Source organism: Bacillus sp. PK6-013, from assembly GCF_054161445.1.
Window position 1 is genome coordinate 641,565 of record NZ_CP096417.1, and the last position, 20,736, is coordinate 662,300.

Here is a 20,736-nt window from a genome sequence, read left to right on the forward strand (position 1 = left end):
GGAATTTTCCTTCAAACAGTTATGGGGGTGCAAGTGTAGATGTTTATGTTTGAAAAACCGCATGGCATGCGGGATACGCTGCCTGTGCTTTACGAAACAAAGAAAAAGGTGCGCTCTTCATTAACAGAGGTGATGGCTTTGTGGGGGTATCAGTTCATGGAGACACCGGCCCTTGAATTTTATGATACGGTCGGTGTGCAGTCGGCCATATTGGATCAGCAGTTATTTAAACTCCTTGATCAGGAGGGGCAGACGCTCGTGTTAAGACCTGATATGACGGCCCCGATCGCAAGGGTGGCGGCCTCAAAGCTTCATAAAGATGATCACCCGCTTAGAGTGGGCTATGCTGCAAATGTGTTCAGGGCACAGGAACGTGAAGGCGGACGTGCCGCCGAATTTGAGCAAGTCGGCGTCGAACTGATCGGCGATGGATCTACAAGCGCTGACGCAGAAGTGATTGCACTCGTCATTTTTTCGCTTAAAAATGCCGGCCTGACTTCATTTAAAATCTCGATCGGCCATGTCGGAATTTCAGATGCTTTGTTTGTGGAGGTTTTAGGAAATGAAGAAAGGGCTCATGTCCTGCGGCGCTATTTATACGAAAAGAACTATGTCGGCTACCGGGAGCATGTAAAATCCCTCAATTTATCCTCAATTGATAAAAGCAGGCTGCTCGAGCTTTTGGAGCTGAGAGGCGGTATTGAAACGTGCGGCAAGGCGGCATCGATCATCGATTCTGAAAAAGGAAAACGCGCGGTTTCAGAACTGAAGACGCTTTGGGAGACACTCGGCGACTATGGTTGCACGGACGACATTAAACTTGATTTAGGCATGGTCAGCCATATGAGCTACTATACGGGTGTTTTGTTTGAAATCTATGCTGAAAACGTCGGCTTTCCGATCGGAAACGGTGGCAGATACGACCAGCTTCTCGGCCGCTTCGACTCACCCGCTCCGGCAACCGGTTTCGGCATCAGGACTGACAGGCTGCTAGAAGCATTGAAGCCGGCGGAAGAGCAAGAAAAAATCGATGTCGTCATCTTCAGCACGGAACAAAGAAAAGAGGCGATCAAATTTGCCGAAGAAGAGCGAAGAAAGGGCAAAAAAGTCGTTATACAGGACTTAGCGGGAATCGGAGATATTGACCAAATGACAAAGTCTTTTCAAAACGTGACCTATTTTATCGGGGCCAGAAAGGAAGAGAAGCATGGGTAAGGAATTGACGATTGCGATGCCGAAAGGGCGGATATTTGAAGAAGCTGCCGATATGCTTCGAAAAGCAGGCTATCAGCTCCCTGAAGAATTCGATGATTCGAGAAAACTGATCATTCAGGTGCCTGAAGAGAACCTTCGCTTTATCCTCGCCAAGCCGATGGATGTCACAACATATGTCGAGCACGGGGTGGCCGATGTCGGAATCGCCGGCAAAGATGTGCTGCTGGAAGAAGAACGCGATGTCTACGAGGTTCTTGATTTAAACATCAGCAAATGCCGTCTTGCCGTAGCCGGCCTGCCAGAGACGGCGGCCGACAACGTTGCGCCCCGGGTTGCGACCAAGTATCCAAATGTCGCGTCAAGCTACTTCAGGGAGCAGGGAGAACAAGTGGAAATCATCAAGCTCAACGGTTCGATTGAACTCGCTCCCTTAATCGGACTTGCCGGCCGAATCGTTGATATCGTATCAACAGGACAGACTTTAAGGGAAAACGGGCTGGTTGAAACCGAAAAAATTTGCGACATCACGTCACGTTTCATCGTAAATCCTGTCAGCTACCGAATGAAAGACGCAGTCATCGATGAAATGGCTTCAAAACTTTCTCTTATTGTGGAAGGGGAAAAAGTAAAATGAAGATCAAAACCATCAGCGGAAATACGTCGGTTTCCCTAAAGCGCACCATTGACGCCGGAACGGAAGAGCAAAGAAAAGCGGTCCGCGGCATTATCGATGAAGTGAAAAAGTACGGGAATTCAGCTGTTTCCGCATTCACAAGACAATTTGACGGAGCGGATGTGGCCGACTTTCGCGTTTCTGAAGAGGAAATCAAGGAAGCATACATCACGCTCAATGAACGTGATCTCGAGATTATTCGGGCGGCGATTTTTAACATTAAAGAATATCATGAGCGGCAGCTCGCATCATCATGGTTTTACCACCGCAAGGACGGAACGATGCTCGGCCAGAAAATCACGCCCCTTGATTCAGCGGGAGTGTACGTGCCCGGCGGAACGGCTGCTTACCCATCATCCGTTCTGATGAATGTTATTCCGGCGCTTGTTGCCGGTGTCGATCGCATCGTCCTTGCCTCACCTCCGGGAAAAGACGGCAAATTGTCGGCGGGAGTGCTGGCGGCTGCCGCTGAGCTTGGCGTTACAGAGATTTACAAAATGGGCGGTGCTCAGGCGATTGCCGCATTGGCTTACGGAACAGAAACCATTTCCCCCGTCGATAAAATCACAGGACCTGGAAATATTTATGTCGCCTTGGCTAAACGGGAAGTATTCGGCCAGGTTGATATTGATATGATCGCGGGTCCAAGTGAAATCGCCATTCTCGCTGACAGTACGGCAAATCACCGGGAAATCGCTGCTGATCTACTTTCACAGGCTGAGCATGATGCGATGGCAGCGAGCATTCTTGTCACCGACTCAAAGCCGCTTGCCGAATCTGTTTTAAAAGAGGTTTACGAACAGCTCGAACATCTTCCAAGAAAAGAGATTACACGGCAGTCGATTGACAACCACGGTTTGATCTATGTTACAAAGACGATGCATGAAGCTGTTTCCGTCATCAATGAGCTCGCTCCTGAACATTTGGAAATTTTAACAGCTCAGCCTGACGCCCTGCTCGGACAAATCAAACACGCGGGCGCCATTTTCCTGGGCCGCTACAGTTCAGAGCCGGTGGGAGATTATTTTGCGGGCCCTAATCATGTTCTGCCGACTAACGGCACAGCCAGATTTTCAAGCCCGCTAAATGTGAACGACTTCCAAAAGCGCTCCAGCATCATTTCCTACAGCAGGGATGCATTCCGCGAAAATGCCGAGAGCATTGCGGCCTTTGCTAGATTGGAAGGGCTTGAAGCCCATGCAAGAGCAATTGAATCCAGAAACCGGGAGGAAGACTGATGAGAAAAGCCGAACGGGCAAGAAAAACCAATGAAACTGATATTAAATTATCCTTTCATATTGACGGAGAAGGGAAAGCGGATATTCAAACGGATGTCCCGTTTATGACGCATATGCTCGATTTATTTACAAAACACGGGCAGTTTGACCTTTCAGTTGAAGCGAAAGGCGATGTTGAAATCGACGACCACCATACGACGGAAGATATCGGAATTTGTCTCGGACAGGCGCTTTTGGAAGCGCTCGGAGATAAACAAGGAATCAAACGCTACGGTTCGAGCATAGTGCCGATGGATGAAGCTCTCGCCCAGGTTGCGATTGATCTGAGCAACAGGCCGCACCTCGAGTTCAGAGCCGAATTCCCGAGCCGGAAAGTCGGAACCTTTGATACAGAGCTTGTCCATGAATTTTTGTGGAAGTTTGCGCTGGAAGCGCGAATGAATCTTCATGTCATCGTTCATTACGGTACGAATACTCACCACATGATCGAGGCGATTTTTAAAGCGCTGGGACGTGCGCTTGATGAAGCGACATTGATCGATCCGCGGGTTAAAGGAATTCCGTCAACGAAAGGAATGCTGTAAATGATCGGTGTCATAGATTACGGAATGGGAAACCTGTACAGCGTCTCTAAAGCGCTTGAACGGATCGATGCCCCTTATTTCGTCTCCGAGCATCCGGATGAACTTAAGAAAGCGGACAGCTATATCCTTCCGGGAGTCGGCGCTTTTCGGGATGCGATGGAGACTTTAAGCCAGACCGGCCTGAAAACATTTATTCAAGATGCCGTAAGTGAAGGAAAACCTCTTCTCGGCATATGCCTCGGTATGCAGCTGTTATTTGAAGAAAGCGAAGAACGCGGGGCGTCAAAAGGACTCGGCCTTTTGAAAGGAAAAATCGTTAAACTGAAAGACCGTGACCAAGCGGGAGATCGCTTAAAAGTGCCTCACATGGGCTGGAATCTTCTCACGGTCCACCGCGACTCTCCGCTTTTACCAAAGACGAAAGAAGGGTATGCGTATTTCGTTCATTCGTATTATGTCTGCGGAATCGAAGAGGAAGCTTTGCTTGCCAGCGCCGAATACGGTGTGCGTGTGCCTGCTGTCGTCGGTTTTGGCAATGTATACGGCGCCCAGTTCCATCCGGAAAAAAGCAGTGCGGTCGGCATGTCGATTTTAAAGCGTTTCAAGCAGCTTACACAAGAACAGAAGGTGAAAAAATGAGCGAGTTTACTGTATACCCTGCCATTGACATGAGAAACGGCAAATGCGTCAGGCTCATCCAGGGAGATTACGAAAAAGAAACGATTTACGGTCATTCCCCTCTGGATATGGCCTCCCGGTTTGCTGAAGCGGGGGCAGACTGGATTCATCTTGTCGATTTGGACGGGGCAAGAGAAGGCAAAAAAGTGAACGACAGACACGTCATAAACATTGCTGATGAACTCAACGTTAAAGTGCAAGTCGGCGGCGGCATCAGAACCGAAAAAGACGTATATGACTACTTGTCGCAAGGTGTTGAAAGGGTGATCTTAGGCAGCTCGGCCGTATCAAATCCCGAGTTTGTCAAAAACATGCTGAAAGCTTACGGCCGGCATATCGCAATCGGTCTTGACGCAAGAGACGGATTTGTTTCGACTGAAGGATGGCTTGAGACCTCCTCCGTTAGAGCGGAAGAGCTTGGCCGCGAGCTTGCGAATGAAGGTGCGGAAGTTTTTATCTTTACCGACATTGCGACTGACGGAATGCTGTCAGGACCGAATATCAGCAGTACAGTGGAGCTTGCCAGGGCAACCGGCAAACAAGTCATTGCCTCCGGCGGTGTCAGCTCTCTCGCCGATCTTGAGGCGCTCGCTTCCCGGACTGTGGAAGGCGTCTCTGGCGCCATTGTCGGAAAAGCGCTGTATACCAATCAATTTACCGTGGCTGAAGCGCTTGAAAGGGTGGCGGCAAAGTGATCACAAAACGAATTATCCCGTGTTTGGACGTAAAAGACGGCCGCGTTGTCAAAGGTGTGCAGTTTGTTGAATTGAAAGATGCCGGCGATCCCGTTGAGCTGGCTGAAGTATATGATCGTGAAGGCGCCGATGAGCTTGTTTTTCTCGATATCTCGGCATCCCACGAGGGGAGAAAAACGATGGTTGACGTCGTTGAAAGAGTGGCGGCCAAGCTGGCGATCCCATTTACCGTCGGCGGCGGCATCAATCGTTTGGATGATATGAAAACGATTCTGCGGGCCGGCGCCGACAAAGTTTCCGTTAATACGGCTGCCGTTCTCCGTCCGGAGCTGATAACGGAAGGCGCTGACTTTTTCGGTTCTCAATGCATTGTCGTCGCGATTGATGCAAAATTCGATCCGGAAGCTGATCAGTATTATGTTTATACACACGGCGGACGTAAAAAGACGGACCTTGAGGCCGTCTCATGGGCGAAGGAAGCCGTTCAGCGGGGAGCCGGTGAAATCCTGCTGACAAGCATGGATGCAGACGGAGAAAAGAACGGATTTGACTGCAGGCTCACAAAGCTTGTGTCAGAAGCTGTTTCAGTCCCCGTCATTGCATCCGGAGGCGCAGGTCATGCGGGCCACATGTATGATACATTTGCAGAAGGGCGGGCGGACGCGGCTCTTGCCGCATCTATCTTTCATTACAAAGAAACATCTGTAAAAGAAGTAAAAGCTTATTTAAAAGAGCGCGGGGTGAATGTAAGATGATCAAGGCAGACGAGTTGACATTTAATGAAGCCGGCTTGATCCCGGCGATTGTCCAGGATGCAGCGAGCAAGGAAGTGCTGACACTTGCTTATATGAACAAAGAATCGTTTGAAAAAACGCTGGAAACGAAGGAGACATGGTTTTTCAGCAGATCGCGAGGAGAGCTCTGGCATAAGGGAGCGACGTCAGGAAACATTCAGCGTGTGATAGACATCAGGCTTGACTGTGATCAGGATGCGCTCATCGTGCTGGTCGAACCGGCGGGACCGGCCTGTCATACAGGAAGCTATAGCTGTTTTTCGCCCGGCGAACATATCAGACAGACTGATGGCGGCCGCTTTGACATCATCAATGAACTTGAAACGGTGATTGCTAAACGGCAGGCTGAAATGCCTGAAGGCGCATATACGACATATTTGTTCCGTGAAGGCGTTGACAAGATTTTGAAGAAGGTTGGCGAAGAAGCGGCGGAAGTCATTATCGCTGCAAAAAACCGGGATTCTGAAGAGCTGAGATGGGAAGCGGCTGACCTTCTTTACCATCTGCTCGTTTTGTTGAGGGAGCAGTCCCTGCCGCTTGATGATGTGCTTGGCGTCCTGAAAGAGCGCTATGAAGGCTCTGAATCATAAGCGCATTGCTTACACCCAAAAAGCTAACTGCCTTTTGGGTGTTTTCCCGTGTTTAATTTCATTACGATTTGCTCTCCGATCGGCCCCATTTTTCTTTCCCCTGTGTCTGCAAATCCGGCTTTCACATACAGGTCCTGGGCCGCGGTGTTTTTCACGTTCACAACCAGCACGATTTCATGACAATGGGTGAACTCCTTGGCGACAAATGCAGGAAGCTTGAGCATTCCTTCTTTTGCAAAACCTTCTCCCTGGTGCTTTCTGTCGATGGATAGCGCCGTTAACAGCATGGCGTCCGGGTTGTCCGAATAGTCTTTTACCCTCTCGGTCGCATGCAGGATAAAAAATCCGACGGGTTCGCCTTCGTTTAAAATTACGATTGGAAACTGACCGTCCGTCTGTTTTAAAACCTCTTTCGGCAACGCGGTAAATCGATGCTGTTCTTCAGGAAGCTCGAATTCGAGAAGCGCAGCTGAATGTTCTTCCGAGAAATGCTTCAATTGTATTGATCCGCTTTTTTTCACATGATGAACCCCCTTTCTATGATCATACAATGGGAACGTATATTCGTCACTATCTAGTGCTAAAAAAAGATTTTGCCCTGGTTAAAATAAGAAGCATACTTCCGATATAAAACCTACCTTGAACCTTCTGAAAGCCCTATGCGCTCCAGTGCTCCAAACGTCAGGAATAAAATGGTGAAAAAACCATATGTGGAAAATGAAGAGAATTTTCTCGAAACTTGTTTTTGGCCTATTAAGCCTGCTGGAAACTATGTTATACTACTCACGGTATATAGTTTGAAATGGAGGGTATCTGTGGGAAAGTACACTTCTGAACACCATAAAGATTCGAGAATTGTCCAACTGTTCCAAGATGGGCAATATTTTTATCATAAAGGGCTCAAAGCATATAGAGAACGCAATTTATCCCGCGCAAGCAAGCTCATTCAGAGAGCGATTTTTCTTGAACCGGAAAACACGGGAATGCTGTCCCAACTTGCTGTTATTTACACTGAAATGGGATTTTACCAGCAATCAAATGAACTTTTGGACTTTATCCTGACGAACATCAACGAAAAAATGACTGAATGTTATTATTTTAAAGCCAACAACTATGCGCACCTCGGCCTTTTTCACGAAGCCTATAAAGCAGCGGAGACTTATTTAAAAGAAGACCCGGACGGCGAGTTCAGCGAGGAAAATGCGGAGCTCCTTGATTTATTGGATATGGGAGAGGAAGATGAGGGCTATTCGCAGTTTGATCAGGACGACTTGATTCTGAAACAGGATCGGGCGAAATCACTGCTGGAAAATGGACAGCTTCAGGAATCGATCGTGATGCTTGAAGAAATCACTTCCGATTACCCCGAGTTTTGGTCAGCTTACAACAACCTTGCACTGGCATATTTTTATGCCGGAGACATTCAGAAAGCCAAAACGACGATTTTTTCGGTCTTGGAAAAAAGCCATGGAAACCTGCATGCGCTTTGCAATCTTCTTATTTTTTATCACTATGAACGACGGGACGATAAGGTCGAGGCGCTTTCCGAACAGCTTTCCAATGTTTATCCGATGCTGTTTGAGCAAAGGTATAAGCTCGGCGCCACGCTGTCCCTCGTCGGCAGATACGATCTCGGCTATAAATGGCTGAAATCACTCTACCGCATGGGATTTGAAGGGGATGAGACCTTTTATTACTGGCTCGCCTGCTCAGCTTACTACACCGGCCGCGCTCAATTTGCCCGGTCTGTATGGAAAAAGATGCAGGAAGAGTATCCGGATGACGCCCGCATGGAGCCGTGGAAAGAACGGAAGGAAAAGAAACCTGTCCAGCGGCCGCTTGAGGAGCGCCTTGCCGCGTACTATATCAGCGGAAGAAAAGGGGAAAAAGCCCAGCTGAAAGCGGTGCTTGATTCACAGATGGCAAAAACGCCGTTTGAAGATCAGTTTGTCAGGCTTGTGCTTTACGGGGAAAGCAGTGCAGCCGTTGATTCAAAAGACGCACTTCTTGCTTACAGAACTGCGAAAGCGATTGAACAAGCGGATCAGTCAGCGATGGAACAGGAGGCCATGTGCTTTTGGATTTTTCATGTCATTCAGCAGATCAGGGCTTACGGCCTTCAGCTGAAAAATGCCGGCGGGCTTGCCGCGGCGATCTATTACATTTGGAAGACCGAGCATCAGGAGCGGCTGACAAAAGCTGAAACCGCAAAAATCTTCCATATCTCGCCCGGAACGCTTTCAAAGTATGAACGTACATTAAAAGAACATCTATAGAAACAGGTGTGAACTTCACTGTTCAGCCTGTTTTATTATGTGAGCAAAAAAATAGCGATTATTCATGATATTTTATAGGATATGGGTAAGGAAGATATAAGAAGGGAATCTTATTTAACAGAAATGGACTGCTTGACAGCATAAGATTCATGAAGGAGTGAACATTGTGTCAGAAGAAAAGATGTATGACGTCATTATTATCGGAGCAGGTCCTGCGGGAATGACGGCAGCCGTTTATACGTCAAGGGCGAACCTGTCGACTTTGATGGTTGAAAGAGGCGTTCCGGGCGGACAGATGGCCAATACGGAGGATGTCGAAAACTATCCGGGATTTGAAAGCATTCTGGGACCAGAGCTTTCAAATAAAATGTTTGAACATGCGAAAAAGTTCGGCGCTGAGTATGCGTATGGCGATATTAAAGAAGTCGTCGATGAAGGAGACTACAAGATCGTCAAAGCGGGATCAAAAGAATTTAAAGCGCGTGCGGTCATCATCACAGCAGGCGCCGAATATAAGAAGCTCGGCGTACCTGGCGAAAAAGAGCTTGGCGGCCGCGGTGTATCTTATTGTGCGGTTTGTGACGGCGCATTCTTTAAAAACAAAGAGCTCGTCGTTGTCGGAGGAGGGGACTCCGCTGTTGAAGAAGGCGTGTACTTAACCCGTTTCGCTTCGAAAGTCACGATCGTCCACCGCCGCGATAAGCTGAGAGCGCAAAGCATCCTACAGGCGCGCGCGTTTGACAACGAAAAAGTCGACTTTCTCTGGAACAAGACGGTCAAGGAAATTCATGAAAAAGACGGAAAGGTCGGTAAAGTAACGCTGGTCGATACGGTCACAGGCGAAGAAGAAGAGTTCCTGACTGACGGCGTCTTTATCTACATCGGCATGCTGCCGCTTTCAGAGCCGTTCAAAAACCTCGGCATTACAAATGAAGAGGGCTACATCGTGACAAATGAACAGATGGAAACAAAAGTTGAAGGTATTTTTGCAGCGGGCGATATCCGCGAGAAAACCCTTCGCCAAATCGTAACGGCAACAGGCGACGGAAGCATTGCCGCACAGAGCGTTCAGCACTATATCGAAGAGCTGAAAGAGAAAGAAAAGGCTGTAAAATAACGTATTTTTATCGTCATCATGATTTAACCGCCCTGTAACACCAGTGAAACAATTATTCGTTATGATGGGTATAGTAATTGACCCCCTTTTATAATGAATTTTATTGGCACGGATGATCTTATCCGTGTCCTTTTTTGTTTTATTTTTCCACAAAGAGAAATTTTTACAAATTTCACAAGTTGTTCAAATTTCAATATTGAAACGTCTATTTTTGCTGTAAAATAGAATGAAAGAACGGTTTTCGCAAGCGCTTCCATTCGCTGAAAAAGCCGTTTCTTTAAGTTTTACCCGGGAAAAGCCTTAAAGCAGTCCGGAAAAAAGCGATTTTCGCGGCGGAACTGCATGTTCATTGTGAGCGGGGACAGGAAGCGGTATAATAGAAAAAAGAATTGAAGGAATAAAAGGATGGGTGACAGACTTTGCAAAGAGTGACGAATTGTGTGCTGACTTCAGGTGATAAAGTCCTGTTGCTGCAAAAGCCCAGACGAGGCTGGTGGGTAGCCCCCGGCGGCAAAATGGAAAGCGGGGAAACCGTCAGGGACGCCGTCATCAGGGAATACCGCGAAGAGACGGGCTTGTATGTGCTGAACCCGCAGCTGAAAGGGATATTCACCTTTATCATAAAAGAAAATGATCAGGTCGTATCTGAATGGATGATGTTCACATTCGTCGCCGATCATTATACAGGCAAACATGTAGAAGAATCGGAAGAAGGCATCATCGAGTGGCATCAGGCGGCAGACGTCTGGAGCCTGCCGATGGCGCCGGGAGACGTCCATATTCTGGATTTTATGCTGAAAGGCAAAGGACTGCTTCACGGCACCTTTACGTATACGCCTGACTTTGAATTGCTGTCCTATCGCCTCGACCCGCAAGGCGAATAAACATAAGAGGGGGAGAGAAGCATGAATGCGAATGGAGGCCATGATATACAGCTTGTGATCATAACCGGAATGTCAGGGGCAGGAAAAACAGTGGCGATTCAAAGCTTTGAGGATCTCGGTTTTTTCTGTGTCGATAATCTGCCGCCATCTTTGCTGCCGAAATTTTTGGAGCTGATGAAGGAATCAAGTTCAAAAATGAGCAAAGTTGCCCTTGTTATGGATTTGCGCGGCCGCGAGTTTTTTGACAGCCTGATTGAAGCGCTTGACGAGATTGGGGAAACATCCTGGATTACCCCGCGAATTTTATTTTTAGATGCCAAGGATTTGGTTCTCGTTTCAAGATATAAAGAGACAAGAAGGTCCCACCCCCTTGCGACAACTGGCCTGCCGCTTGAGGGTATCCGAACGGAACGGGAGCTTCTCGAAGAGTTGAAAGGCCGCTCTCAAATCATTTATGATACATCCGATATGAAACCGAGGGACTTGCGCGAAAAAATTGTCCAGCATTTTGCGGCAGATCATGGACATACCTTTACAGTGAATGTAATGTCATTCGGGTTTAAATACGGATTACCGATCGATGCGGATCTAGTGTTCGACGTAAGGTTTCTTCCGAATCCGTACTATATCGACAGCATGAGGCCGTTGACTGGAAAAGATCAGGAAGTATCTTCGTATGTGATGAAATGGAACGAAACACAAAAGTTTCTTGAAAAACTGACCGAGCTGCTGAGCTTTATGCTTCCGTCATATAAGCGCGAAGGTAAAAGCCAGCTAGTCATCGCGATTGGCTGCACAGGCGGACAGCATCGCTCGGTGACGCTTGCTGAATACCTTGCCGATTATTATAAAAAGGACTACTATACTCATGTTACTCACCGGGACATCGAGAAGAAAAGCAGAAAATAGCATGGCAGATCAGAAAAAAATCGCAATTTTTGGCGGAGGAACAGGCCTTTCGGTATTGCTTAGAGGATTGAAGCAACATCCGGTTGACATTACGGCGATTGTGACGGTCGCAGATGACGGCGGAAGCTCGGGGAGGCTGCGCGATGAGCTTAAAATTCCCCCTCCGGGGGACATCAGAAATGTGCTCGCTGCACTGTCTGATGTTGAACCGCTTGTTGAAGATCTGTTCCAGCACCGCTTCTCTAAAGGCGGCGATTTAATCGGCCATTCATTGGGAAATTTGATTTTGGCGGCGATGACGAATATAACCGGTGATTTCTTTCACGCCGTCACTGAAATGAGCAAAGTTTTAAATGTGAGGGGAAGGGTTCTGCCCGCGGCCAATACCAGTGTTGTCCTTCATGCGGAAATGGATGACGGACAGATCATATCAGGGGAATCGACGATACCGTCTTACGGTAAGCGGATTAAACGGGTGTTTTTAACACCTGAAAAAATCGAACCCGTTCCGGAAACGATTGATGTAATCCGCGGCGCCGACCTGATTCTTCTCGGCCCGGGAAGCCTGTATACGAGCATCTTGCCGAATCTTCTCGTTCCGAAGATAAGGGAAGAAATATTAAACGCCCCGGCAAAAAAAGTTTATATTTGCAATGTGATGACCCAGCCGGGAGAAACGCTGTACTACAGTGCAGCTGATCATGTAAAAGCGCTTAACCAGCATATGGGCGGTCCGTTTATCGATACGATCCTCGTCAACAATGAGGAAATCCCGGACGATATCCGGGAACGCTATGCGAAGGAGCAGGCACAGCCCGTCCAGTTTAACATTGATGATCTGTCTGCGATGGGGCTTGAGGTCATCAAAGATCAGATTGTGACATACGAGAATGGCGTGATCCGTCATGATACACATAAAGTCGCTTCGCTACTTGTTGATTTGTTAAAAGAATAGCAGGCCTTGGAATGGGGGTGTCCATAATATGTCATTTGCATCGGAAACGAAAAAAGAACTTACAAACCTTGAAGTAAAAGATTGCTGCGCGAAAGCAGAGCTCTCTGCCCTCATTCGGATGAACGGTTCATTGTCTTTCTCAAACCGAAAAGTGGTTCTCGACGTCCAGACCGAGAACGCGGCCATCGCCAGAAGAATTTACACATTGCTGAAGAAACAATACGATGTTTCCGTTGAACTGCTCGTTCGAAAGAAAATGAGACTGAAAAAAAACAATGTCTACATCGTACGCCTGATCGAAAATGCCAAGCTGATTCTTGAGGACCTGAAAATACTCGGAGACAACTTTGTCATTGCCAGAAACATCTCGGAAGACTTGGTCAAAAAACGTTGCTGCAAACGTTCTTATATGAGAGGGGCTTTTTTAGCCGGGGGTTCTGTCAATAATCCCGAGACATCTTCTTACCACCTCGAAATTTTTTCGCTGTATAAAGAGCATAATGATTCATTGTGCAGGCTCATGAATCAGTTTCATTTAAACAGCAAAACGCTTGAGCGGAAAAAAGGATACATCACGTATCTGAAGGAAGCTGAAAAAATTACCGAGTTTTTGAATGTGATCGGCGCGCATAATTCGCTGCTCCGCTTTGAAGACGTCCGGATCGTGCGCGATATGAGAAACTCGGTTAACCGGCTCGTCAATTGCGAGACAGCCAATCTAAACAAAACGATCGGCGCTTCTCTGCGGCAGGTGGAAAACATTAAGCTGATCGACGAAAGAATCGGGCTTGATGCGCTACCGGAAAAGCTGAGGGAAATCGCCCAGCTCCGCATCGATTATCAGGAAGTAACCTTAAAGGAACTCGGGGAAATGGTGTCGAGCGGAAAAATCAGCAAATCGGGCATCAATCACAGGCTTAGGAAACTGGATGAAATAGCTGAGCAGCTGCGTTCAGGACAATCTGTCTCTTTAAAATAGGGAATGGGGGAGATCGTATGGTTCAACAAAAAGTGGAAATTCTTTTGAAAACGGGGCTTCAAGCGCGCCCGGCGGCATTGTTTGTTCAAGAAGCCAACCGTTTTCAATCAGATATTTTTCTGGAAAAGGGAGATAAAAAAGTGAATGCCAAAAGCATCATGGGGCTGATGAGCCTAGCTGTCAGCTCCGGATCGGAAGTCACGCTGATCGCCGACGGTTCCGATGAACAAGATGCTCTTGCTGCATTGACTGCATATGTTCAAGAGAAAAAAGCTAAACCTTTATGAGGTTTGGCTTTTTCTCATCGATTCAAAGCGGAAGGAGAATAACCGATGACGACGATGCTTGATTCGCTGTTTAAAAGGATTGGATACAAGCCCGGTCAGCAGGTGACATTTGCTGACTTGCCCGAATTTTTATCGCTGCTGGCTTTACAGTTTCCTTTTGAAAATAGCGCGGTTTTAAGAAACGAACGGATTTCGATGACGAAAACAGGGCTGACGGAAGCCTTGCTGAACAATAAAAGAGGCGGTTTATGCTATGATTTGAACGCTTTTCTTTACCATGTGCTGACAGAGCTCGGCTTTTCCGTACACATGGTTCGCGGGACGGTTTTTAATCCAAAAGAACAGGCGTGGGCGCTGACGGGAACGCATGTCGCCGTTATTCTGCGGGAAAGCGATGAAACCTATTTGCTTGATACTGGATTCGGCATCAACCTGCCGCTTGCCCCCGTTCCGTTCTCAGGTGAACCCATCACCTCAAAAACAGGAGCTTACCGTATCAGGAAAACAAAGACAGATAAAGGAGATTACCTTCTTGAAATGGATAAGGGAGAGGGGTGGCAGACCGGCTACGCATTTTCGCTGACGCCAATCGATGAAGCGGCGCTTGCGTGCGTGCGGGATGCGATTTTCGATGAGGAAGCGTCTCCCTTTAATAAAAACCCGCTCGCTTCCAAGCTGACAAAGGACGGAAAGTTAATTTTGTCGAAGGATCACTTCACAAAGCAAACCGGAAGCGGTTTGACGAAAGAAGATGTGAACGCCGGAGATTTCCAGACCATTTTCGTTCAAGCATTTTTTGACTGAAGCACCACTGTGCATCAATTAAAATAAGCGGACGCCTGTCTGCAGCGCCCGCTCGTTTTCTGTTTTATCCTTCTGTTTTCAGCTGAAAGCCGTCCAGTGTTTCTTCGGCTTCGCGAAAAAGCTGCAAATATGCTTCGGCTTGATCGCCCAAGTAAATCCGGCTTTTTTCGATATTCTTCCACTCGATCAGCAAAGGCATGCCGACCCAGCCGGTCAGACAATCCCACAGCGCGTCAAGGTTTTCGCCATAGTAGTCCGGAAGCTCCAGCTGTTCTTTTAATGTTTGGTGAAGGTCTGATACGCTCGTGATCTTGTCTCCGTTTAAAGTGACTTGTTTCATATGATCATCTCATTCTCGTAAACGTTTTATAGTGGTCAGTTGTTTTATAAACCAGTCTGTCGTTGGAATAGACGATCCGGTCTGACCCCCGGAATCCCGATGTATAGTTGATGTCGGCTTCTCTCCATACGCGTCCGGCCGCATCTGGAAGCAATTTTTCTCTGTTTTGAAAGATATCGCCGCCGATGCTTTTTCCAGGCGCTACTTCTGCGAGATTGCCTTTTTGCGGGTCCCACCCTAATTTTGCCGCTTCGGCTTTTGTGATGAAGTTGTCAGGCAGCCTGCCGTATTTCACGATATAGTCGGCAACACCTTCAAACGTATTAATGACCTCATTTGACTGAACGGTGCTGCCTTTTTCTGCATGCGGCCCTTCAGCTGAGCTTGTAAAAAGGTTCCCCGCCAGAAAGCCGAGCGCGAGAACAATCCCAAGCGCAAGTGTGGATAATATTTTTTTCACGGATAAAGTCCTCCCCATCTTTAGACTTTATAGCATAAACATGAAGAATGTGCCTTCATGGGATTGAACAGCCGCATTTCCTCATTTCCATTCCGTCTGTAATCATATTGAATTGTACCTCAAAACATGCTCAGAAATCATTATAGTATTGTAAATTTTCCATGAAACCCGAGGACGGGAACGGATCGCCGCGGTTTCCTATTTGACTCCCGGAATGTTAGTCAAGATTTGAAGAAAAAACCAACTGCTTTTCATCAGTTCTTTTCAATGGAAATGTGAAATAGGCGGTAAAGTTCCTTTGCGCCCGCGGGCGTGACTGCAACGGCCCGTGTGCGCGGGCGCCGCTCGATCCAGCCCATGCGGATAAAAGCGTCGAGCAGTGCGGAGCCCAGGGCACCGGCAATGTGATGCCGCCTTTCACTCCAATCCAGGCATTTATGGCAAAAAGAGCGCCGTTTCTTTTTGACTTCCCCAACATCGATGCCAAGTTCCTTCAAAAATAATTCTCCTGCTTCAGTCACGGTAAAAGCCGTCTCTTCTTCTTTCAACACGCCCATCTCCACGAGCCGCTCCGCAAGTGTGACGCCGAGCGATCCAGCCAAGTGATCATAGCATGTCCGCGCTTTTCTGACCGCCCGATCTTCGGCTGACTGCCGGAAAGAGCGAATTTCAGCAGGGGGGGCTATGTTGAGCAGAGTTTCCAGCGATTGTGCAACCTTGCCATCTTTGAGCCGGTAATAGCGGTGCCGTCCTTGCTTCCGGCATGTCAGCATTTCGGCGTCAAGCAGTTTGGAAAGGTGAAAGCTTGCTGTCTGCTGTTTGATTCCCGCATACCCGGCCAGCTCGGTAGCTGTATAAAACCGGTCATCAAGCAATGCGGTTAAAATCGCTGCTCGTGACGGATCGGTGACAAGCTTGGCGACCTCGGCGATATTCGGATTCACGGTCATGACACTTCCTCCTAAAATGTAATCGATACTTCGATGTTAATTGAAATATTGGAGAATTACAATAAAAGCATAAAAGGAGGAGACCGATATGCATCAAAACAGCAAAATTATTCAGCCAAGCATTTTATACTACGGAACACCCGTCATTTTGCTCAGCACGCTGAACGAAGACGGTTCCACGAATCTCAGCCCGCTTTCCTCTTCTTGGGCGCTTGGGGATTCGATCGTACTCGGCGTCGGCACCGGCGGCAAAGCATTGGAGAATTTAGAGAGACAAGCCGGATGTGTCATCAATGTGCCGGATTCATCTTTATGGAGCAATGTAGAACGGCTCGCTTCCTATACCGGCAAACGATGCGTTCCGGAAGAAAAAAAGCGGCTCGGCTTTACATACCTTAAAGAAAAGTTTGCAGCCGGCGGATTTACGGCAGCGGATTCCCTGGCGGTGAAACCTGACAGAGTCGCCGATTGTCCGCTTCAAATTGAAGCGGAAGCCGTCAATATCCGCATTCCGGAACATTCACCGTATTTTGCCGTCATTGAAACAAAAGTGCTTCATGTGCACGCACATGAAGCGATTATAAAAGGGGAACACCACATCGATCCTCAAAAATGGGGGCCTTTAATTTATCTTTTTAGACACTATTTTGGTTTAGGACGCGAGCTCGGCAAAACATTCCGGGCCTGAATGTAAGAATGTGCGTCATCTCAGTTCTTTGACTATATCTTTTGGCTGTCTGCCCTGAAGACCGTCAATCAGGTTTTGGACGGCGCTTTTCAGCATGTTGACGTGTGTGACAAGAGTGGATGATCCAATGTGGGGAACGAGGGTCACATTGGAAAGGCTTAGGAGCGGATTGTCTTTTTCAATCGGCTCCTTTTCAAATACATCAAGTCCGGCTCCTTTAATCCATCCTTCTTTCAGCGCTTGAATCAACGCTTGTTCGTCAACGGTTTTGCCGCGGGAGATGTTGATGAAAATGGATGACGGTTTCATTTTTTTGAATTCAGCTTCGCCGATAAGGCGGTATGTCTCATCTGTGAGCGGTGTGATCAGAACAATGAAATCCGAGCGTTCCAACAATTCATGAAAGCCCGTATAAACCGCGCCGGTTTTTTTCTCTGTGTCGGGTTTGCGGCTGCGGCTGTAATAGAGCACTTCCATATCAAAACCCAAGGCCGCCCGTTTGGCGACTTGTTCTCCGATTCGTCCCATTCCGATGATGCCGAGCGTCCGGTGATGGACATCGCATCCGAACAAGCTTTCATCATCCTCTGATTTGGTCCATTTTCCATCGCGGATGTAGCGGTCGAGCTCGGCGATTCGCCGCGCTGAGGAAAGGATCAGACCGAAAGCGAGGTCTGCGACTGTGCCGTCAAGAATGTATGGTGTGTGAGTGCCGATAACCGATTTTTCTTTCATTGCTTCAATGTCAAAGTTGTCATAGCCGACGGAGTTGTTGCTGACGATTTTTAACTTCGGCGCATTGCATAATAATTCACGGTTGATTTTTGTCCCTGAGGTTAAAAGACCGTCTGCTTCCTTGATTTTTTCGAGCAGGGTCGATCTGGGAATGTGCTCGCGCGAAGTCCAAATTTCATATGTGCAGTGTTCGGCGAGCATCTCTTCGATTTCTTTTGGGACCGGTTTTGTGACATATACAAACGGTTTCATCTGCATTCTCCTTCCGCGTATCATCTGCTTCTATTATAGAGGAAAAACGGCTTCTATAAAAATCAAAGTCTGTTCCGAATAAACGTAGGACTATCAGCTCAATTATTGTTGTTTAGAAAATCATAGATACTTATTTCAGTTTTTTAATTTATTTTAATGCATTTTTATAACTATAAATCCAAATATTAGATGTTCTATTTTGCTTCCAGTTCTATTTTTATAGGTGAAGAACAGTGTAGATTTTATTATTTTAGAAAGATATAAAATTAGACTTTTTAAAATATTCAGTACATTTATAGTGAATTTTTTGATTCGAATCCAAATCGAAAAACCATGTGCTATAATTCGGCTGTAACAATATCAAGGTCATATGACTATGAAAAGGAGTGAGAGAGAAATGGCGATTTTAACTTCCATTTTGAAGCGAAATCAGTCTTTTGTAGAGGAAAAGGGGTACGAGTTTTATGAAACGACAAAATTTCCGGAGAAGAAACTTGTGATTTTGACATGTATGGACACGCGTTTATTAGAACTGCTCCATCATGCAATGGGGTTAAGAAATGGAGACGCAAAAATCATTAAGAATGCGGGGGCCGTTGTTTCTCACCCTTTTGGAAGCGTCATGCGCAGCATTCTTGTGGCTGTCTATGAGCTGCAGGCTGAAGAAGTCTGCGTGATCGGCCACCATGAGTGCGGTATGGCAAGCCTGAACGCTTCATCTATCCTTCAAAAGGCCAAACAGCGGGGGATTGATGATGGCTGTCTCGAACTCCTGCAGCATTCAGGCATCGACTTGGACACATGGATGACGGGCTTTGACAGCGTTGAAGACAGCGTCAGCCACAGCGTGAACATGGTTCGGAATCATCCGCTGATGCCTTCAGGTGTTCCGGTGCACGGATTGGTGATTGATCCAAAGACCGGCCGTTTGGATGTTGTGGAAGATGGTTATTCACGTGAAGACGTTTTGCTTTCGGAAATGGGGAGGATAGATTGAATGTTACGTTTTTCAGGCAGATTTGAAGGATACAGCCTTAAACGGTTTCAAAAAGATATTGTAGCAGGAATGGTCGTTGGAGTCGTCGCAATTCCGCTTGGCATGGCTTTTGCCATAGCCTCGGGGGTGAAACCGGAACACGGTCTTTACACAGTGATTGTCGCCGGTATTTTGATTTCGCTTCTCGGCGGGTCGAAATACCAGATTGGCGGACCGACAGGCGCTTTTGTTCCGATCCTGTTCGCTATTGTGCTCCAATACGGATTTGAGAATCTGCTGATTGCCGGTTTTATGGCCGGAGTGATTCTCGTCATATTAGGGCTGCTAAAACTCGGCAAGATTATCAAGTTTATTCCGCGGCCGGTGATCATCGGGTTTACGGCCGGCATCGCAGTGATTATTTTCACCGGAGAAATCGCCAAGTTTTTAGGTTTGAGGAATGTTGAGAAGCATGAGAGTTTTTATATGAATATGCGAGAGGTTGTCATCAACCTGAACACGCTCAGCTTCTACAGCATTTTGACGGCTGTCGTATCGCTCTTCTTTGTGCTGTTTACGCCAAAGATTCTGCCGAAAGTGCCGGGAGCGCTTGCAGGCTTGCTTGTATCGACGGTCATGGCCACGATGATGTTTCCTGAACAGGTGGTAACGATCGGCTCAGCTTACGGCGAAATTCCGCGCAGCTTGCCGAGCTTTCAATTTCCTGAATTGTCATTGGAAAAAATCATTTACCTGCTGCCTCCCGCTCTTGCGATTGCGATGCTCGGCGGAATCGAATCGCTGCTTTCCGCGATGGTGGCAGACAATATGAAGGGAACAAGGCATGACAGCAATAAAGAGCTTGTCGGCCAGGGGATTGCGAACATTGCCGCACCGCTGTTCGGCGGAATTCCGGCGACAGGCGCGATTGCCCGTACGGCAACCAATATTAAAACGGGTGCTGCTTCTCCGATTTCAGGGATCGTGCACGGCGTGTTTGTTTTATTGGTCCTGCTTTTGTTTGCGCCATACGCTTCCCTTATCCCGCTTGCAAGCATGTCGCCGATTTTAATGGTGGTCGCTTGGAATATGAGTGAGCGGAAAGAGTTTGTAAACATTTTGAAAATTAAGAATTCCGACTCTGCCGTGCTTGTCGTCACATTTCTTTTAACGGTTTGGCAGGACCTTGTATTTGGGGTGGCGGCCGGGATCCTGCTGGCGATCATCACCTTTATCGTCAGAATGAGCAAATCGTTCCGCATTAAAAAGGATGTGTCTGAATCGATCGTCCAGTCGGCTGCTGCAGCGGAAGAAAAGAAATTCCACCGCTCTGTCAGCATCTATTCTGTTGAAGGCCCGCTGTTTTTCGGCTCATCGAATTCATTGGAGGATTCAATTTTGGACAAAGGCCACCTGCCAAAACTCCTCATCCTGCTTATGAACAAAGTAGACTATATGGATTCTTCCGCAGAAGGCAGCTTGATGACGATCGTCAACCGTGTCCACCAGCAAAACGGCAAAGTGATGATTGTCGGGTTGCAGCAGCAGCCGCGTGAGCTTCTTCATAAAACAGGGCTGTTTCATAAAATCGGCAAAAAGCATTTTGTCGACAGGCCTGAACAAATATTTGACGTGACATAACTGAAGAAAACCGCCT

At 47.4% G+C, this 20,736-nt stretch carries 24 protein-coding genes; 19 read left to right on the plus strand and 5 right to left on the minus strand.

The genetic code is table 11. The features are described 5' to 3' along the window. The first annotated feature begins 39 nt into the window (after positions 1-39). The 8 genes from M1E03_RS03140 to hisIE are packed head-to-tail and all read left to right on the plus strand — an operon-like array spanning position 40 to position 6,467. Positions 40-1,215 carry an ATP phosphoribosyltransferase regulatory subunit gene (locus tag M1E03_RS03140; RefSeq protein ID WP_023856362.1) on the plus strand — a complete coding sequence of 392 codons (1,176 nt, stop codon included), beginning with the start codon at positions 40-42 and terminating at the stop codon, positions 1,213-1,215. Continuing rightward, on the plus strand, positions 1,208-1,849 hold the full coding sequence (gene hisG / locus M1E03_RS03145) for an ATP phosphoribosyltransferase (protein ID WP_023856361.1): 642 nt from the start codon (positions 1,208-1,210) through the stop codon (positions 1,847-1,849). The genes M1E03_RS03140 and hisG overlap by 8 nt, the downstream gene beginning before the upstream one ends. Next, complete coding sequence (gene hisD, locus M1E03_RS03150; RefSeq protein ID WP_025810720.1) at positions 1,846-3,126, plus strand: histidinol dehydrogenase; 1,281 nt, start codon at positions 1,846-1,848, stop codon at positions 3,124-3,126. Before hisG ends, hisD begins: the two co-directional genes overlap by 4 nt. Next, positions 3,126-3,710: an imidazoleglycerol-phosphate dehydratase HisB gene (gene hisB, locus M1E03_RS03155; RefSeq protein ID WP_023856359.1), complete on the plus strand. Its 585-nt coding sequence runs from the start codon at positions 3,126-3,128 to the stop codon at positions 3,708-3,710. Before hisD ends, hisB begins: the two co-directional genes overlap by 1 nt. Beyond that, positions 3,711-4,349: an imidazole glycerol phosphate synthase subunit HisH gene (gene hisH / locus M1E03_RS03160; protein WP_039073040.1), complete on the plus strand. Its 639-nt coding sequence runs from the start codon at positions 3,711-3,713 to the stop codon at positions 4,347-4,349. Continuing rightward, positions 4,346-5,083 carry a 1-(5-phosphoribosyl)-5-[(5-phosphoribosylamino)methylideneamino]imidazole-4-carboxamide isomerase gene (gene hisA, locus M1E03_RS03165; RefSeq protein WP_101561430.1) on the plus strand — a complete coding sequence of 246 codons (738 nt, stop codon included), beginning with the start codon at positions 4,346-4,348 and terminating at the stop codon, positions 5,081-5,083. Before hisH ends, hisA begins: the two co-directional genes overlap by 4 nt. Further along, positions 5,080-5,838 (plus strand): imidazole glycerol phosphate synthase subunit HisF, encoded by a 759-nt coding sequence (gene hisF / locus M1E03_RS03170; RefSeq protein ID WP_096748338.1) that lies wholly within the window; start codon positions 5,080-5,082, stop codon positions 5,836-5,838. The genes hisA and hisF overlap by 4 nt, the downstream gene beginning before the upstream one ends. Beyond that, entirely contained in the window at positions 5,835-6,467 is a 633-nt protein-coding gene (hisIE, locus tag M1E03_RS03175; RefSeq protein ID WP_105979691.1) for a bifunctional phosphoribosyl-AMP cyclohydrolase/phosphoribosyl-ATP diphosphatase HisIE, read from the plus strand. Before hisF ends, hisIE begins: the two co-directional genes overlap by 4 nt. 23 nt (positions 6,468-6,490) lie before the next feature. Here hisIE and M1E03_RS03180 read toward each other — a convergent pair whose 3' ends face one another. Further along, complete coding sequence (locus M1E03_RS03180) at positions 6,491-6,988, minus strand: GNAT family N-acetyltransferase (protein WP_458110665.1); 498 nt, start codon at positions 6,986-6,988, stop codon at positions 6,491-6,493. Between the two features lie 294 nt (positions 6,989-7,282). On the opposite strand from M1E03_RS03180, the gene M1E03_RS03185 reads away from it, so the two are divergent. From M1E03_RS03185 to M1E03_RS03220, 8 genes are all read left to right on the plus strand, one after another. After that, positions 7,283-8,743: a tetratricopeptide repeat protein gene (locus tag M1E03_RS03185; RefSeq protein WP_039073039.1), complete on the plus strand. Its 1,461-nt coding sequence runs from the start codon at positions 7,283-7,285 to the stop codon at positions 8,741-8,743. Positions 8,744-8,909: 166 nt separating this feature from the next. Then, positions 8,910-9,860 carry a thioredoxin-disulfide reductase gene (trxB, locus tag M1E03_RS03190; protein ID WP_039073038.1) on the plus strand — a complete coding sequence of 317 codons (951 nt, stop codon included), beginning with the start codon at positions 8,910-8,912 and terminating at the stop codon, positions 9,858-9,860. A gap of 419 nt (positions 9,861-10,279) precedes the next feature. After that, entirely contained in the window at positions 10,280-10,744 is a 465-nt protein-coding gene (locus tag M1E03_RS03195) for an 8-oxo-dGTP diphosphatase (RefSeq protein ID WP_023856352.1), read from the plus strand. Between the two features lie 21 nt (positions 10,745-10,765). After that, complete coding sequence (rapZ, locus tag M1E03_RS03200; RefSeq protein ID WP_020453060.1) at positions 10,766-11,653, plus strand: RNase adapter RapZ; 888 nt, start codon at positions 10,766-10,768, stop codon at positions 11,651-11,653. A 1-nt stretch (position 11,654) separates the two neighbouring features. Continuing rightward, complete coding sequence (locus tag M1E03_RS03205) at positions 11,655-12,608, plus strand: gluconeogenesis factor YvcK family protein (protein WP_023856351.1); 954 nt, start codon at positions 11,655-11,657, stop codon at positions 12,606-12,608. Between the two features lie 28 nt (positions 12,609-12,636). Continuing rightward, on the plus strand, positions 12,637-13,587 hold the full coding sequence (gene whiA, locus M1E03_RS03210; protein ID WP_020453058.1) for a DNA-binding protein WhiA: 951 nt from the start codon (positions 12,637-12,639) through the stop codon (positions 13,585-13,587). 17 nt (positions 13,588-13,604) lie between these two features. Next, a complete protein-coding gene (locus M1E03_RS03215; protein ID WP_020453057.1) occupies positions 13,605-13,874 on the plus strand; it encodes an HPr family phosphocarrier protein in 270 nt (89 codons plus the stop codon). A 45-nt stretch (positions 13,875-13,919) separates the two neighbouring features. Then, a complete protein-coding gene (locus tag M1E03_RS03220; RefSeq protein ID WP_035337756.1) occupies positions 13,920-14,678 on the plus strand; it encodes an arylamine N-acetyltransferase in 759 nt (252 codons plus the stop codon). Positions 14,679-14,742: 64 nt separating this feature from the next. Here the strand turns inward: M1E03_RS03220 and M1E03_RS03225 are convergent, their stop codons facing one another. From M1E03_RS03225 to M1E03_RS03235, 3 genes are all read right to left on the minus strand, one after another. After that, entirely contained in the window at positions 14,743-15,018 is a 276-nt protein-coding gene (locus M1E03_RS03225; protein ID WP_020453055.1) for a barstar family protein, read from the minus strand. Positions 15,019-15,022: 4 nt separating this feature from the next. Next, complete coding sequence (locus tag M1E03_RS03230) at positions 15,023-15,478, minus strand: ribonuclease (RefSeq protein ID WP_026580150.1); 456 nt, start codon at positions 15,476-15,478, stop codon at positions 15,023-15,025. A 254-nt stretch (positions 15,479-15,732) separates the two neighbouring features. Next, positions 15,733-16,428 carry an ArsR/SmtB family transcription factor gene (locus tag M1E03_RS03235; RefSeq protein ID WP_048350579.1) on the minus strand — a complete coding sequence of 232 codons (696 nt, stop codon included), beginning with the start codon at positions 16,426-16,428 and terminating at the stop codon, positions 15,733-15,735. 88 nt (positions 16,429-16,516) lie between these two features. Between M1E03_RS03235 and M1E03_RS03240 the strand changes: the two genes are divergently transcribed. Continuing rightward, positions 16,517-17,116 carry a flavin reductase family protein gene (locus M1E03_RS03240; RefSeq protein WP_020453052.1) on the plus strand — a complete coding sequence of 200 codons (600 nt, stop codon included), beginning with the start codon at positions 16,517-16,519 and terminating at the stop codon, positions 17,114-17,116. A 15-nt stretch (positions 17,117-17,131) separates the two neighbouring features. Here M1E03_RS03240 and M1E03_RS03245 read toward each other — a convergent pair whose 3' ends face one another. Then, complete coding sequence (locus tag M1E03_RS03245; protein ID WP_458110666.1) at positions 17,132-18,103, minus strand: 2-hydroxyacid dehydrogenase; 972 nt, start codon at positions 18,101-18,103, stop codon at positions 17,132-17,134. A 397-nt stretch (positions 18,104-18,500) separates the two neighbouring features. Here M1E03_RS03245 and M1E03_RS03250 point away from each other — a divergent pair, with 397 nt between their 5' ends. Together M1E03_RS03250 and M1E03_RS03255 are read left to right on the plus strand one after the other, a co-directional pair. Further along, positions 18,501-19,100 carry a beta-class carbonic anhydrase gene (locus tag M1E03_RS03250; protein ID WP_411202719.1) on the plus strand — a complete coding sequence of 200 codons (600 nt, stop codon included), beginning with the start codon at positions 18,501-18,503 and terminating at the stop codon, positions 19,098-19,100. Beyond that, entirely contained in the window at positions 19,101-20,720 is a 1,620-nt protein-coding gene (locus M1E03_RS03255; protein ID WP_458110667.1) for a SulP family inorganic anion transporter, read from the plus strand. Positions 20,721-20,736: the final 16 nt, after the last annotated feature.